The following is a 13,619-nucleotide window of genomic DNA, read 5'->3' as shown; positions in this document are numbered from 1 at the left end:
GCAGACTCCTAACGCCCTGTTGGTCTAATCGTTCAGCCGTGACGAGCCGCCACACTGCTTGAGTTTCTGATAAACGTCGGGTTCCCACTGCGTGGCCATGGTTTCTTGCATGGTGCGCGCGACGCCTGCACACAGGTCACCTGCCAGCCATGACAACCCACGCGAAGCCAGCAAGTCAGCGGCAATCAACGTGGCATGGCAGCGCTCACGCGGCGAACGGTAGTCGCCCTGCAATGCCTGCAGGCGCAGTAGCACGTGCTCGACCCCTTCCTGCTCGAGCTGGGCAACAAGTTCTTCTCGCAAACGTTGAAATTCATGGCAGTGCGAGTCCGCCCCTTGCGCTGTCCCGCTGCCTTTCAGCCAGGCCATGCATTGCTCATCGACAAAGGCTGTGCCGTCGCTGAAACAAAGCTGCTGCATGGCTGGCAAGCGCCTGACAAAGCGCTCGGTTGCCTGGCGAATAGCTTCAGCCACTTCGCCCATGGCCAGTCGGTTGGCAATGCTAGCGGCCATGAAGCTCCCTCGCGCCCAGAATGGCGAGGCGACTACACTGCGCTCCACCCTGAGCAGCAGCTCAGGCTCGACCACCGTGCCGGACAAGGCATCCTGGTATCGACTCACGATTTCAACCGGGACGGCCATCAGCTCCGTACGCAGTTCTTTTCTGACAGGAGGCAACGCATGAACATGTGCCCACAGCCCAAAGCGGCGCAGTTGGTAACCCGTTGGGTCATAGATGTCCTGCTGATTGATGAACTCGGCCATGGTCAACACGGCGTGTCGAGTTTCGCGATCATTGCCCAGCGAAATACCGTTCTGAGCAGACAGTAGCGTCCGGCCAAGAGAGTCGTCGCTACTCGAGGGAACAATTGCCAATGACTGCTTTGACGGGCCGTCGCGGGCTGCGGTCGCCTGCTCCTCGAGCAATCGCTGCAGCTCCAGCAACGCTGCCTGGTCCAACTGCGCGCTACCTGAACACTTCATCAACCGTGCAAGTGATTCTTGCGCCAAGGCGCCGTGAGCGGGCACGAAGCTCGCCCGCTCCAGTGTCGGCAGCGTAGTTGCCAGGCGTTTGAGCAGTCCTTCGACGAGTTTGCGCTTGGTCAGGTATCCCGTCGGCCCCGGTTTAGGATAGGCACTTTCCCAATAGGTCTCGACCATACCGGCCAGCACGTTCACCACGGTACACCAGCGTTCCCAGCAGCGACGGCGCAACCAGGCGGTGCCCAGATGGACAAGAATGCGGAATTGCTTGCATCGGCTACTCAGGTACTGCTGTGAAGCTTCCTCTATGTACTGCCAGTCGATGTTGGCTTCCTGCAACCCGCCCAGCTTGACCATCTCCTGGTCGATTGCTTGATAGGTTTCGTCTTCAATGTCGAACAACCCGGCGGGCGTCTTCGAATCGATCGGAGCCAAGAGTAACGCTGCCACCTGAGCAGGTGCTTCGACTACCAATGACATGCTGTACGCGCCTGGTTGATCATGGGCGCCAGGGTGTTGCTATCGAACACCAGGCCATTGAGCAGCGCATTGTCGCTGCTGATGTGAATGTATTGCCAATCGAGCACGCCCTTCACCATCTCGATTGCGGTTCGACCGCGACCGACGTCAATCACCGTGCCATCTTCCATCACCTGCCAAGGCCGCTTGCTTGCAGCGCCGAGGTTGGGCCCCAAGCCAATGCTGACGCGACTGGTTTCCACAGGCTGTGCAGTGAGCAACTGCAGACGGGTAATGTTCTGCACACAGCTGATTGCCAAATAGGTGTGGGGATGTGCAGAAGCCGGTGCCGAAATCAATACCCGTTGCTGCTTGCCGTCGACGCTTTCATTCTCGCTGCTCATGACGAAACCCGATTGGCCAGGCGCTCGCTGCACCTCATTGGACATGATCAGGGTCCGGGTCGGGGCTGCAGGTTCCGGTATTTGCCTGACGGGTAACCGGGGTACCACTACCGGTGTTCCCGCCGCCTCATCAAAACATGCAAGACGCTCGACGTTGGAGACAATACCGGTGCAGTCACGCGGGCCACTTGCCTGAACTTGTCCCACACAGAACAACAAGTAACTCCCCAGCGTCCAACCAACATAACGATCCATCAGCGCCAACCCTGTCGTTGAAATTATACGTACCAATGACCTACCTCCGTCTGCACACTTGCACGGAAATACCTCACCAGTGAATCGGACGGGAGCTTAGGGTATTAACTTGGATAAAAACAAATAAACATGAAGTAACACCTTGCGACTCGACGCAAACACCTCACCCCATGCATCGTCTTAAAAAAAAGCAAGCACCTACTTACAGCCACCAGAATTTTCCTACAAACAGTTCGCAAACCATTTAATTGCCAGCACCTGATATTAGAAAAAGAAACTTCCTACAACCTGAATTGACTTAATGGAGTTCTCCACGCATGGCCAAGCCATCAAGCTCTGTCGCCCCCAAAGAACGTATAAACATAAAATATGTCCCTGCCACGGGCGATCAACAAGCGGAAGTCGAACTGCCGCACAAGATGCTGATAACGGGTGACTTTGGCCTGATTGATGATCGTGCCCTCGAAGACCGACAAGTCATGCGCGTGGACAAACACAACTTCAACAACGTGCTCGACGATGCTGACGTTCGTTTGGACATGAACGTGCCCTTGGCGCTGAGTCAGGCACCAGATGCAGAGATGCAGGTGCGCCTGCAGTTTCGATCGATCAACGACTTCGGGCCGGATGCAATTGCCCGCCAGGTCCCGGAGCTGAACAAACTACTTGAACTGCGTGAAGCACTGGTGGCCCTCAAGGGCCCGCTGGGTAACGTTCCGGCCTTCCGAAAGCAGTTGCAGTACCTGCTGAGCGATGAGCAGTCGCGCAACCAACTGGCCCAGGAGCTGGAGCTTGTTCTGGAAGCCCCCAACGAAGATTGACAGCCCGCCTTGAGTCCGGCCCTGCCGGTCTTGAAATCGACAACGGAGCGACACGATGCCAACTAGGACCACCCCGAACACGTCACCAACAACAGTGGGTGACCCCTGTCTGCTTGATCAAATCATGGCCGAAACCATGTTGCAGCCAACCCAGGAAGGTTACCTGATCGCCAAGCAAGGGGTTGCAGCATTTATTACGGAAATACTGAAAAGCAACGAGCGCGACCAACTCATCAACAAGCATCGTGTCGATCTAATGATTGCCGAACTGGACCGCGCACTCGGGCGGCAAATGGACATCATCTTGCATCAACCCGAATACCAGCAACTGGAATCAGCCTGGCGCGGCCTGAAGCTGTTAGTGGACCGAACCGACTTTCGCGAGAACATAAAACTCGAGGTGTTGCACATCAGCAAGAATGACTTGCTGGAAGACTTCGATAATGCCGGCGACATTACCAGCAGCGGTCTTTACAAACATGTCTACACCGCTGGCTTTGGACAATTCGGCGGTGAACCGGTTGCCGCCATGATCGGCAATTACTCATTTGGCCCGTCTTCCAGTGACATAAAGCTGCTTAGTTATGTCGCCTCCGTGGCCGCCATGTCACATGCACCATTCATCACAGCCCCCGGGCCTGATTTTTTCAACCTGAACAGCTTTGAAGACCTGCCTAATCTGAAAGAGGTGAAGGACATCTTTGAGGGGCCCCGCTTCGCCAAATGGCGCTCCTTTCGCGATGCCGAGGATTCACGCAACGTCGGATTGGCATTGCCACGCTTCATGCTGCGCCAGCCTTACGAGCGTAACGAACACCCCATAACCAGCTTCAGCTATGACGAAAACATTGACGGCGAGCACAGTAACTACTTGTGGGGCAATGCCGCGTTCCTGCTGGCCAGTTGCATCAACGAAAGCTTTGCCCGTTACCGCTGGTGCCCAAATATCATCGGCCCGCAGTCCGGCGGTGCGGTGGACGATCTGCCGGTTCATCTGTATGAGTCCCTTGGCCGGTTACAGGCAAAAATCCCCACTGAGGTGTTGATATCGGACCGCAAGGAATTTGAACTGGCCGAGGAAGGTTTCATCGCCCTGACCATGCGCAAGGACAGCGACAATGCCGCGTTCTTCTCGGCCAACTCGGCGCAGCGACCCAAGGTGTTCCCCAGAACGCCCGAAGGCCAGGAAGCACAGACCAACTACAAATTGGGTACTCAGTTACCTTACCTGTTCATCGTCAACCGCCTGGCCCACTACCTCAAGGTTCTGCAGCGCGAGCAGATCGGTAGCTGGAAGGAACGCCAGGACCTGCAAAGCGAACTCAGCCGCTGGATCAAACAGTATGTAGCCGATCAGGAAAACCCTTCTGCCGATGTCCGCAGTCGCCGTCCATTACGCGCGGCCCGAATTGAAGTGACCGATGTTGCCGGCGATCCAGGTTGGTACCAGGTTTCGCTCGCGGTACGCCCTCACTTCAAATACATGGGCGCCAACTTCGAGATTTCCCTGGTAGGGCGGCTCGACACCCAATGAGCAGCCTGTTTGAGCGCCTGAAATCCGATACACCTGCGCGGCGCCCGTCGCATTGCCAGGAATACGTCGCAGAGAAGTTCGAGGCGATCAAACAGCACCTGGAGCGCCTGCTGAACAGCCGTCAAGGCAGCTCGCAAAGTAGTCCAGCACTGGGCTTGCGCGACTTCAACGACCATGCACTAAGCCGCGGTGACGTATTGAAACAGATCGCTGCCGACATTCGTCGCACCATCCATTTGTACGAGCCGCGCATCAAGGTATGCGCAATACGGTGTCAGCCTGATCCCGAGGTCCCCCTGCAGTTGGACTTTCGACTCGAATGCCAACTGCAGGTACGCAACCAGCAACAGCAGTTGCAAATCGAGCTACTGGTCAATGGCCATAACCGCTACACCAAAGTGAGGTAAGCCATGACCCTCAAAGACCGCTTTGGCGAAGAGTTGAGCTACCTGCGAGAGTTGGGTGCCGAGTTTGCCCAGGACAACCCGCAACTGAGCCGTTTCCTGGGTGAACAAGGCGGGGACCCGGACGTCGAACGACTGTTGGAAGGCTTTGCATTTCTGACTGCCAAGTTACGCCTGAAACTCGAGGATGACCTGCCAGAGCTCACCCATTCACTGTTGCAAATGCTCTGGCCCAACTACTTGCGCCCCCTGCCCAGCGCGACGATCGTTCAGTTCACCCCTGTGGAGCAATCGATCAGCGAGCAACAATGCATTCCCAAGGGCGCTCGACTGTTCGCACACCCTGTCGAAGGCGTGGCCTGTGAGTATCGAACCTGCACAGAGGTCAATATCTATCCCCTTGCCATTGCCAATGTCGACGCCACGCATACGCGCGAACGCTCCACCGTGTGTATCGACCTGGACACCCTGGTGAACAGGCCCTTGAACACCTTGGGCTGTGATCGCCTTGACTTCCACCTCAGCGGTGATGACCGAAACGCACAGAGCCTTTATCTGTGGCTTTCGCACTACCTGAGCGCTGTCAGCATCACAGTCAACGGGGAACGTCGACAACTGCCGGCAAGCTCGCTGGCGTTTCCCGGATTCACCCCCGAAGAAGCACTACTGCCCTACCCTCGCAACGTTTTTGACGGCTATCGGATACTGCAGGAATATTTTGTCTTCCCGCAGCGCTTTCACTTTTTCACCCTGACGCAGTTGAGCCGCCTATGGCCCGATCAGGACAGCCGCAAGATCTGCCTGGAATTTCACTTCAGCCGCCCCCTGCCCGCGACCCTGCGTGTTGGTAATGGTGACTTCAGCTTGTTTTGCGCACCGGCAATCAACCTGTTCGAACACAGCGCCGAACCCATTGACCTTGCTGGCCACGCCGACCAGATACGCCTCACGCCCAGCGGCCAGCGCCCGGATGCCTACGAGATCTTCAGCGTCGACCAGGTGGCAAGCTGGCGCGTGGCGACGGATGGCAATAGCAGCGAACGGCTGCGAATCTTCCAGCCCTTCGAGTCATTCGCCCACGAGATTGAAGTCGCCCGGGGCCGAACGGCATTGTATTACCGCTGCAAAGTCGAAGAATCGCTACGGGGTGACGGGCTGGAACACCGAATCGCTTTCGTGCGCGGCGACGAGAGTGCCTACATCGGAGACTTGGAAACCGCCTCGGTAGACCTGACGTGTACCAACCGCAACCTGCCGCTGGCACTCGGCGTGGGCGACATCAGCCTCGCCACCGAGGCGACTCCTCCCCTGGCCAGTTACCGCAACATCACTCGTCCAACCCGCCCCTACCGCCCGGTACTCGACGGTCAACTGCAATGGACGTTGATCTCCAACCTGTCGCTCAACTACCTGTCACTGCTCTCGGCCGAGCCGCTCAAAGCTGTGATCAGTGCCTATGACTTCGCGGCCTTGCATGACATCCAGCAGGCCCGCGCCACCCGCAAGCGCCTCAACGGTATTGGCCAAGCCCGCACCGCCCCCCTGGACTGGTTGATCAAGGGCTTGCCCATACGCGGCCTGCAAACCCGGTTGGAGCTCGACCAGGACGCTTTCTTGTGCGAAGGCGACCTGTACCTGTTCGGCACAGTCCTTTCGCATTTCTTCGCACTGTACGCCAGCGTCAATTCCTTCCATCAACTGGAAGTGATCAACACAACCAACAACGAGCACTACACATGGCCTTTGCTGACCGGCAGACAACCACTGATCTAGCCAACACGTTGCTCGCCGAGGCCCACCAGCACAACTTCTTCCAATTACTGGAGCGGCTGCACGGGCTGCATGGCGATGACCTGGAGCCACAGCGCCCGATTGCCTCAGCACGTCAGCGCGTGTGGCTACGAAGCGATGCGTGCCTGTCGTTCCCCGCTTCCGACATCCGCAAGGCCGAACGTATGATGCAGACGTCGGACGGTCAGCGCTACAACGTCTGCGCTACCTTCTTCGGCCTGCACGGTACCGATTCACCCTTGCCCGGCTTCTATCTCGACCAGGTTGCCTATGAGCAAACTCAGGGCATCGGTATTCGCCCTGCCTTTCTGGACTTTTTCAACCATTACCTGCTCAGCCTCTTGCATCGCAGCTGGCGCAAGTACCGCTATTACATCCGCTTTCAGGCGCAAGCCAACGATGACTTTTCCCGCTATGTATTCGCCCTCATAGGCTTGAACGACGGGCAATTGCGTGGCAACACCGCCCTGCCCTGGGGCCGACTGCTCAGTTTTGCCGGCGTCATTGCCAGCCGTAGCCGCGCCCCCGGCACGGTCGCAGGGATCATCGCCCATTGCTTTGATTTGCCCTGCGTACAGATTCGTGAATTCGAAGCGCGTTCGCTCCGGCTTGATCCCCGACAGATGCTCAGCCTGGGCCGGCAGAACGGCCACCTGGGCAACGACTTTACTGTCGGCACGCGAACGCGCACGCGCAGCAGCAAATTTACCCTTGTCATTTCCCAGCTTACCCAGGTGCGCTTGCGTGAATTCCTGCCCAGTGGCGAGCACTTCGAACGGATACGCGCGCTCATCGACTTTCTCCTGCGCGACGGCTTGGCATATGACCTCGAATTGGTGCTCAAGGACGATGAAGTGCCTGCCTTTTGCCTGAGTCGCAACCACGGCACTCACCTGGGGTGGACCAGCTTCATTGAAATCATTCAAGGGCAATGCGAAGGCATTGTCAGGATCAAGGTACGTTCATGAGCCGTCTCACGTTGACCGTCTGCAACCCTGGGCGCCTGCAGCATGGGGTCAAGCCCAGCCACCAGCTTGATACCCGGGGCGGCACCATTGGCAGCCAGGGGGCTAGCTGGCGATTGAGCGACTGTGACTGCAGCGTTCAACCGATCCACTGCGAAATCCTCTGGACGGAAGGCTGCTTCTGTGTGGTCGATCGCTGCGGACAAACCTACCTCAACAACAATGACCTGAGCCTCGGAACACTCGCACCCGTGCGTTTGTGCGATGGCGACCACCTGCGTATCGGCGGCTTTCAGGTTCAAATCCATACCCTCACAGACGGAACCACACAGCATCTGGCACGCCACTGTGTGACGGCGTTGATCAATGAGCACGAACAGGTACTCGATACGTTCATCCGTGATCTCCCCGCCGAAGTGCCCATCCCCGTCCTGCGCAGCGCGCCGTCCCGGGTGTTCGCCGAACTGAGCCGAACACGGACAACGGGTGAAGGGCTGGACCCTCTGGCGGCGCTGGATGCACTGCGCTCACCTGCGCGACCTGAAGATTACTGGATCAACTGCACCCTGACATCGGTGCTCCCATGAGCCTGCGAACACACTCGATAATCGTGTCGCTATGCCTGGTGCTGGGTGGCTGCACCACTCTGGGCAAAATGGGTCAGGTCATCATGGACCCGTCGATTGCGGTCGGAGGCCTGGGGGACCAACCCACACAGGTAGCCCTGAGCCTGTACGCCAGCCCGACACTCAACGGCAATCCACGAAGTGTGGAACCAGCAGTAGCCGCGCATGCATCGGAAATGCCCCCTGCCCCTTATGCGGTGAGCCTCACCGCCGCAGACCCACACGCGCTGACTGGCAAACTGCTGGGCTTGCTGGCGCATCTTCAAAGCGAGTTTCCGGCCATGTCACCGGTACCGCCAGATCCGCAGGACACGCTGGAGCAATCACCCGCTGTGCTCGACAGTCTGGGGCACTACGAAGCGGCAGGCGTTCACTTGGCAATGCCGGGTACGCCACCTGCGACCGCGACCCGAATCGCCACACCGATTGCCGTGAAAGTGCTGCAACTACGCGATGACTCGTTGCTGTTGAACGCCACGTTCAGCGCCCTTGATGAGGACCTTCAGAAAGCATTGCGCAGCACCTACGTTCGTGATGACGACTACTTGTTGCTGCCAGGTCAGTTCAAGTTCGTACCGTTTGAAGCCATCGAACCGGCAACTCGATTCATCGCCGTGATCGCCAGTTACCGGGATAGAAACGATGTCACCTGGAAACAGGCACTTCGTATCGAGCCACACGGTCGCAAGGTCGCCTTGGCAGTACAGGTCGAAGATAAACAGGTGCTGTTGAAGGAAGAAAGCTGATGCCCGTCAACAGCCTCGCACACCGAAGCAACTCCACTCCATTCCTGGATTTCCACTCATGAGTTCACGCAACCCGGTCATCTGGCGCGAAGGTTTGTTCGTCAAGCCGCAGCACTTTCAACAACAAGCCCGGGCAACCGAGGCAGCGGCGCACCAGCGTTTTTCCAGTTTGAACCCGGCCTTCTACGGATTCAGCGAACTTGAACTGAACCAGGAGTACCTGACCTTCGGTAAAGTCGCCATCACCCGTGCCAGGGGCGTCATGCCCGATGGCAGCGTGTTCGATATTCCCGCCGACATGCCGCCTCCTGCCCCCCTTGAAATACACGACGGCGGTATCGCCAAGCGGGAACTCTACCTGTGCCTGCCATTACGCACAGAAGGCGGCTGCGAAGTGACCTGGCCCGACAGTGAAGCGACCCGCCGCTACATCGCCAGCCCACAGGAGCTCAAAGACACCCATACCCACGATGGCGATCTGGTTCAGGTGGAACTTGCTGTACCCAACCTGCAGATCAAGCTCGACAACGACGACAGCAGCACCTATACCCGGCTTGCCCTGGGCCGGGTACTCGACAAACGCCCCGACGGCAGCCTGCTGATGGACGAGACGTTCTACCCCACCAGCGTGTCCCTGCAGGCGATCCCCGCACTCAAGCGCTTTCTCGATGAGATTTCCGGCATGTTCCGCGAACGTGCGCGCAACCTGGCTACGCGCATCGGATCATCCGGGCAGTCGGGTGTCGCCGATGTGACCGACTTCAACCTGCTGCAGGCCCTGAACCGTTGGTTCCCCTACTTCCAGCACCTGGCGCGTCAGCCCCATGCGCATCCGGAGCAGCTCTATGTTGCCCTTAGCCAGGCCTGTGGCGAGTTGGTGACCTTTACCGATCACCAACGCTTGCCTCAGGAATACCCGGCCTATCAACACAACGCATTGCACACCTCATTTCGGCCGCTGGAAGAGACATTGCGTCGTGCCTTGGGCACCGTGTTGCAACCACGCGCCATTTCGCTGCCAATTTTCGAGCAACAGTACGGTGTTCTAAGCGCCAGCCTGGAAGACAGACGCCTGTTGGACACCGCCGCGTTTGTACTTGCAGTGCGCGCAAACCTGCCAGCAGAAAGTCTGCGCCAGCAATTCTTGCAAAAGGCCAAGGTGACGTCGCTCGAATCACTGACCGACCTTGTGCAACTGCAACTGCCCGGAATTCCCCTTACCCCCTTGCCCGTGGCGCCGCGCGAGCTGCCGTTTCATGCTGGTTTCAGTTACTTCGAGCTGGAGCGACGCAGCGCCGCCTGGCAAGCCTTGAAAGACAGCACAGGCTTTGGCTTCCACATTGCCGGCGAATTCCCTGACCTCGAGCTGCAGTTCTGGGCCATCAGGAGCGATTGACATGACTCCAGCCGACAACACGCCATATACGCTGGATAAAACGCTTCTGACGGCCCAGCTTCCGCGGCCCCCTGCCAGCACGCACGCAACGCCTGAGCCTGAGAAGGGCTCAACCACGCCATCAGCCAAGGCAGTACTTGATATCCACTATCCGGCAGACCCTGAATTCCAGCTGCGGGGTGGTTTCAAGAACCCGATGGTCGACGCCGCCATGCCACTGTTCGGTCTGGCCATGCGCCTACGCACAACTGATACCCCCAACGACATCGGTGCGTTGTACGCCGATGTACACAATCAGGTCACCACCGTGCTCGAAGAAATTCGCCTTCACCCCTACGAGCCGGCCCAGCAACTGGCCTATTCCTACGCGTTGTGCCTGTACCTGGACGAAAGCGTGTTGGGCACCACGTGGGGCAACAACTCCATCTGGAGCCACAAGCCGCTGCTCAGCGAGTTCCACCACGAGACGTGGGGAGGCGAGAAATTTTTCACCGTATTGTCGCGAATGATGATGGAACCTCAGCGCTACCACGACGTACTGGAGTTCATGTACTTGTGCCTGTGCATGGGGTTGAGGGGCAAATACGCCATTCAGCCCAAAGGCGATGAGGCCTTGCAAGGGATCATCAGCCGATTGCAGCGCATGATCCGTGACCTGCGAGGCACCACTCCCGAACAACTCAGCGACCCGTTGAGCAATGTGGCCTCACGCAACTTTCGCATCAATCGGCAATGGCCCTGGTGGAGTCCCTTGCTGATCGCCGGGGCTCTTCTGGCCACTTTGTATGGCCTCTACACCTACCAGTTGCAAGCGATCTCCCATGAGGTGCTGCAGTCGCTGGGCGCAATTCTTCGGCTATAGCCGGCGGCAACCACCAGACCGTTCAAACACCTGACAAGCGCCCGCACTGCCGTTTTGGCAGCCTGGCCTTGTTGCCCACGCCATCTACCGATGGCCACGCTCACAGGCTGTGAGCGTGATTGACAATGAAGCAGGAGATAACCATGCCAACACCCGCCTACATCAAAATCGAAGGGGAAACCCAAGGCAACATCACCCAGGGTGCCTTCACCTCCGACTCGGTCGGCAATGTGTTTGTCGAGGGTCACGAAGATGAAATCCTGGTACAGCAGATCCAACATCAGGTCACTGTGCCAACCGACCCGCAAAGCGGCCAGCCCGCGGGCCAGCGGGTACACAAGGCGTTCCGGTTCACCAGTTCGCTGAACAAAGCCACTCCGTTGATGTACCAGGCCCTGGCCAGCGGTGAAAAACTGCCGACCGTAGAAGTCAGCTGGTACCGCACCTCGTCCGAGGGCAAGCAGGAGCACTTTTTCACCACCAAGCTTGAGGATGCCACCATCGTCGACATCAACACTGTCTTGCCTCACGCACAAGACGAACAAAACGCCAACTACACCCAGTTGATCGAAGTCGCCATGGCTTACCGCAAGATTACCTGGACCCACACCACCGCTGGCACCGAAGGTTCGGACGACTGGCGCAAGCCGATCGAAGCCTGACCCTGTTACCCCTCATCAGGTCGAGAACAGGTTCGATGCCTGGGTGGGTACACCCAGGCCTTTTCAATTCGCCTTCGACCACGCCGGAGAACTGCCACTTTTCTCATTACTGTGGGCGCAAGGCCAATGGCAACCAAGCGCTGGCACTCAAGCCCGAACGGCTGCTCGACGCCATGCTTGCCATCGGCTGGAGAGCGCAGAACCACACTTGAGCATAAAGCCTCTCGTTGCTGCGACAATTTGTCGGTATGGTGGTATTCGGAAGATGGATGTTTACCCGCTCACAGGAAACCCAGAATGCCCCAACGTGAAGTCATCAATGCCTCCGTAAGCCCAAAAGGCAGCCTTGAAACACTGTCTCAACGTGAAGTCCAGCAACTGAGTGAAGCCGGTTCCGGCAGCCTGTATACCCTGTTCCGCCAATGCGCCCTGGCAATCCTCAACACCGGCGCCCATGTCGACAACGCCAAGACCATTCTCGAAGCCTACAAGGACTTCGAGGTGCGTATTCACCAGCAGGATCGCGGTGTACGCCTGGAGCTGCTCAACGCGCCGGCCGACGCCTTTGTCGATGGCGAGATGATTGCCAGCACCCGCGAGATGCTGTTCAGCGCCCTGCGCGACATCGTCTACACCGAAAGCGAACTGGCCAGCCAGCGCATCGACCTGGAAAGCTCCCAGGGCATTACCGACTACGTCTTCCACCTGCTGCGCAACGCCCGCACCCTGCGCCCGGGCGTGGAGCCGAAGATGGTGGTGTGCTGGGGCGGTCATTCGATCAGTACCGAGGAATACCAGTACACCAAGAAGGTCGGCCATGAGCTGGGCCTGCGCAAGCTGGACGTCTGCACCGGCTGCGGCCCTGGCGTGATGAAAGGCCCGATGAAGGGCGCGACCATCGCCCATGCCAAGCAACGCATGAGCGGCAGCCGCTACCTGGGCCTGACCGAGCCAGGGATCATCGCTGCCGAAGCGCCGAACCCGATCGTCAATGAGCTGGTGATCCTGCCGGATATCGAAAAGCGCCTGGAAGCCTTTGTGCGTGTCGGCCACGGCATCATCATCTTTCCCGGTGGCGCCGGTACCGCCGAAGAGTTCCTGTACCTGCTCGGCATTCTCATGCACCCGGACAACCGCGACCTGCCGTTCCCGGTCATCCTCACCGGGCCGAAGAGCGCCGAGCCGTACCTGCAGCAGCTGCACGCCTTCGTCGGCGCCACCTTGGGCGAAGAGGCGCAAAGCCACTACCAGATCATCATCGACAACCCGGCCGAGGTGGCCCGACAGATGGTCGAAGGGCTCAAGGAGGTCAAGCAGTTCCGTCGCGAGCGCGCCGACGCCTTCCACTTCAACTGGCTGCTGAAGATCGAAGAAGGCTTTCAGCGCCCCTTCGACCCGACCCACGAGAACATGGCCAGCCTGCAGTTGCGCCGCGATCTGCCGGCCCATGAACTGGCCGCCAACCTGCGCCGGGCGTTCTCCGGAATTGTCGCCGGCAACGTCAAGGACAACGGTATCCGCCTGATCGAAGAAAAAGGCCCGTACGAAATCCACGGCGATCCCGTGGTCATGCAGCCCCTGGGCAAACTGCTGGAAGCCTTCGTTGCCCAACACCGCATGAAGCTACCAGGGGGTGCTGAATATGTGCCCTGCTACCGCGTCGTAAGCTGATCCCCTCCTGCGTTTTATTGCGGACACAGCGTGTGTCCG

General features: G+C 58.4%; 13 protein-coding genes. 11 read left to right on the top strand and 2 right to left on the bottom strand.

Annotated elements, in window-relative coordinates; genetic code table 11:
- Positions 1-24: 24 nt before the first annotated feature.
- Together tssA and vasI are read right to left on the bottom strand one after the other, a co-directional pair.
- Positions 25-1,464, bottom strand: a complete 1,440-nt coding sequence (gene tssA / locus ABVN19_RS07810) for a type VI secretion system protein TssA (RefSeq protein WP_028942078.1) — start codon at positions 1,462-1,464, stop codon at positions 25-27.
- Positions 1,452-2,102, bottom strand: a complete 651-nt coding sequence (gene vasI / locus ABVN19_RS07805) for a type VI secretion system-associated protein VasI (protein ID WP_084167919.1) — start codon at positions 2,100-2,102, stop codon at positions 1,452-1,454. Before vasI ends, tssA begins: the two co-directional genes overlap by 13 nt.
- A gap of 317 nt (positions 2,103-2,419) precedes the next feature.
- Between vasI and tssB the strand changes: the two genes are divergently transcribed.
- The 11 genes from tssB to ppnN all read left to right on the top strand — a co-directional run bounded on the left by tssB (position 2,420) and on the right by ppnN (position 13,580).
- A complete protein-coding gene (tssB, locus tag ABVN19_RS07800) occupies positions 2,420-2,923 on the top strand; it encodes a type VI secretion system contractile sheath small subunit (RefSeq protein WP_028942076.1) in 504 nt (167 codons plus the stop codon).
- A gap of 55 nt (positions 2,924-2,978) precedes the next feature.
- Positions 2,979-4,457, top strand: coding sequence for a type VI secretion system contractile sheath large subunit (gene tssC, locus ABVN19_RS07795; protein ID WP_105642693.1), 1,479 nt, complete (start codon positions 2,979-2,981; stop codon positions 4,455-4,457).
- Positions 4,454-4,864 (top strand): type VI secretion system baseplate subunit TssE, encoded by a 411-nt coding sequence (gene tssE, locus ABVN19_RS07790; protein ID WP_028942074.1) that lies wholly within the window; start codon positions 4,454-4,456, stop codon positions 4,862-4,864. Before tssC ends, tssE begins: the two co-directional genes overlap by 4 nt.
- Positions 4,865-4,867: 3 nt before the next feature.
- Positions 4,868-6,634 (top strand): type VI secretion system baseplate subunit TssF, encoded by a 1,767-nt coding sequence (gene tssF, locus ABVN19_RS07785; protein ID WP_028942073.1) that lies wholly within the window; start codon positions 4,868-4,870, stop codon positions 6,632-6,634.
- Positions 6,598-7,620 (top strand): type VI secretion system baseplate subunit TssG, encoded by a 1,023-nt coding sequence (tssG, locus tag ABVN19_RS07780; RefSeq protein ID WP_028942072.1) that lies wholly within the window; start codon positions 6,598-6,600, stop codon positions 7,618-7,620. Before tssF ends, tssG begins: the two co-directional genes overlap by 37 nt.
- Positions 7,617-8,204 carry an FHA domain-containing protein gene (locus ABVN19_RS07775; protein ID WP_051270413.1) on the top strand — a complete coding sequence of 196 codons (588 nt, stop codon included), beginning with the start codon at positions 7,617-7,619 and terminating at the stop codon, positions 8,202-8,204. The genes tssG and ABVN19_RS07775 overlap by 4 nt, the downstream gene beginning before the upstream one ends.
- A gap of 2 nt (positions 8,205-8,206) precedes the next feature.
- Entirely contained in the window at positions 8,207-8,989 is a 783-nt protein-coding gene (gene tssJ / locus ABVN19_RS07770; protein WP_028942071.1) for a type VI secretion system lipoprotein TssJ, read from the top strand.
- Between the two features lie 58 nt (positions 8,990-9,047).
- Entirely contained in the window at positions 9,048-10,385 is a 1,338-nt protein-coding gene (tssK, locus tag ABVN19_RS07765; protein ID WP_105642692.1) for a type VI secretion system baseplate subunit TssK, read from the top strand.
- Between the two features lies 1 nt (position 10,386).
- Complete coding sequence (icmH, locus tag ABVN19_RS07760) at positions 10,387-11,247, top strand: type IVB secretion system protein IcmH/DotU (protein WP_105642691.1); 861 nt, start codon at positions 10,387-10,389, stop codon at positions 11,245-11,247.
- A gap of 143 nt (positions 11,248-11,390) precedes the next feature.
- Positions 11,391-11,909, top strand: coding sequence for an Hcp family type VI secretion system effector (locus ABVN19_RS07755; protein WP_028942068.1), 519 nt, complete (start codon positions 11,391-11,393; stop codon positions 11,907-11,909).
- Between the two features lie 297 nt (positions 11,910-12,206).
- Positions 12,207-13,580 carry a nucleotide 5'-monophosphate nucleosidase PpnN gene (gene ppnN / locus ABVN19_RS07750; protein ID WP_028942067.1) on the top strand — a complete coding sequence of 458 codons (1,374 nt, stop codon included), beginning with the start codon at positions 12,207-12,209 and terminating at the stop codon, positions 13,578-13,580.
- The last annotated feature ends 39 nt before the right edge of the window (positions 13,581-13,619 follow it).

Source organism: Pseudomonas vranovensis (assembly GCF_040438935.1).
Lineage (GTDB): Bacteria > Pseudomonadota > Gammaproteobacteria > Pseudomonadales > Pseudomonadaceae > Aquipseudomonas > Aquipseudomonas vranovensis.
The sequence above is the reverse complement of the archived record's forward strand: the minus strand, read 5'-3'. Positions and strand labels throughout refer to the sequence as shown.

Excerpts from the sequence above, each read along its gene's own strand:
- tssA (WP_028942078.1), bottom strand. The coding sequence starts at position 1,464 with ATGTCATTGGTAGTCGAAGCACCTGCTCAGGTGGCAGCGTTACTCTTG.
- vasI (WP_084167919.1), bottom strand. The coding sequence starts at position 2,102 with ATGGATCGTTATGTTGGTTGGACGCTGGGGAGTTACTTGTTGTTCTGT.
- tssB (WP_028942076.1), top strand. The coding sequence starts at position 2,420 with ATGGCCAAGCCATCAAGCTCTGTCGCCCCCAAAGAACGTATAAACATA.
- tssC (WP_105642693.1), top strand. The coding sequence starts at position 2,979 with ATGCCAACTAGGACCACCCCGAACACGTCACCAACAACAGTGGGTGAC.
- tssE (WP_028942074.1), top strand. The coding sequence starts at position 4,454 with ATGAGCAGCCTGTTTGAGCGCCTGAAATCCGATACACCTGCGCGGCGC.
- tssF (WP_028942073.1), top strand. The coding sequence starts at position 4,868 with ATGACCCTCAAAGACCGCTTTGGCGAAGAGTTGAGCTACCTGCGAGAG.
- tssG (WP_028942072.1), top strand. The coding sequence starts at position 6,598 with ATGGCCTTTGCTGACCGGCAGACAACCACTGATCTAGCCAACACGTTG.
- ABVN19_RS07775 (WP_051270413.1), top strand. The coding sequence starts at position 7,617 with ATGAGCCGTCTCACGTTGACCGTCTGCAACCCTGGGCGCCTGCAGCAT.
- tssK (WP_105642692.1), top strand. The coding sequence starts at position 9,048 with ATGAGTTCACGCAACCCGGTCATCTGGCGCGAAGGTTTGTTCGTCAAG.
- icmH (WP_105642691.1), top strand. The coding sequence starts at position 10,387 with ATGACTCCAGCCGACAACACGCCATATACGCTGGATAAAACGCTTCTG.
- ABVN19_RS07755 (WP_028942068.1), top strand. The coding sequence starts at position 11,391 with ATGCCAACACCCGCCTACATCAAAATCGAAGGGGAAACCCAAGGCAAC.
- ppnN (WP_028942067.1), top strand. The coding sequence starts at position 12,207 with ATGCCCCAACGTGAAGTCATCAATGCCTCCGTAAGCCCAAAAGGCAGC.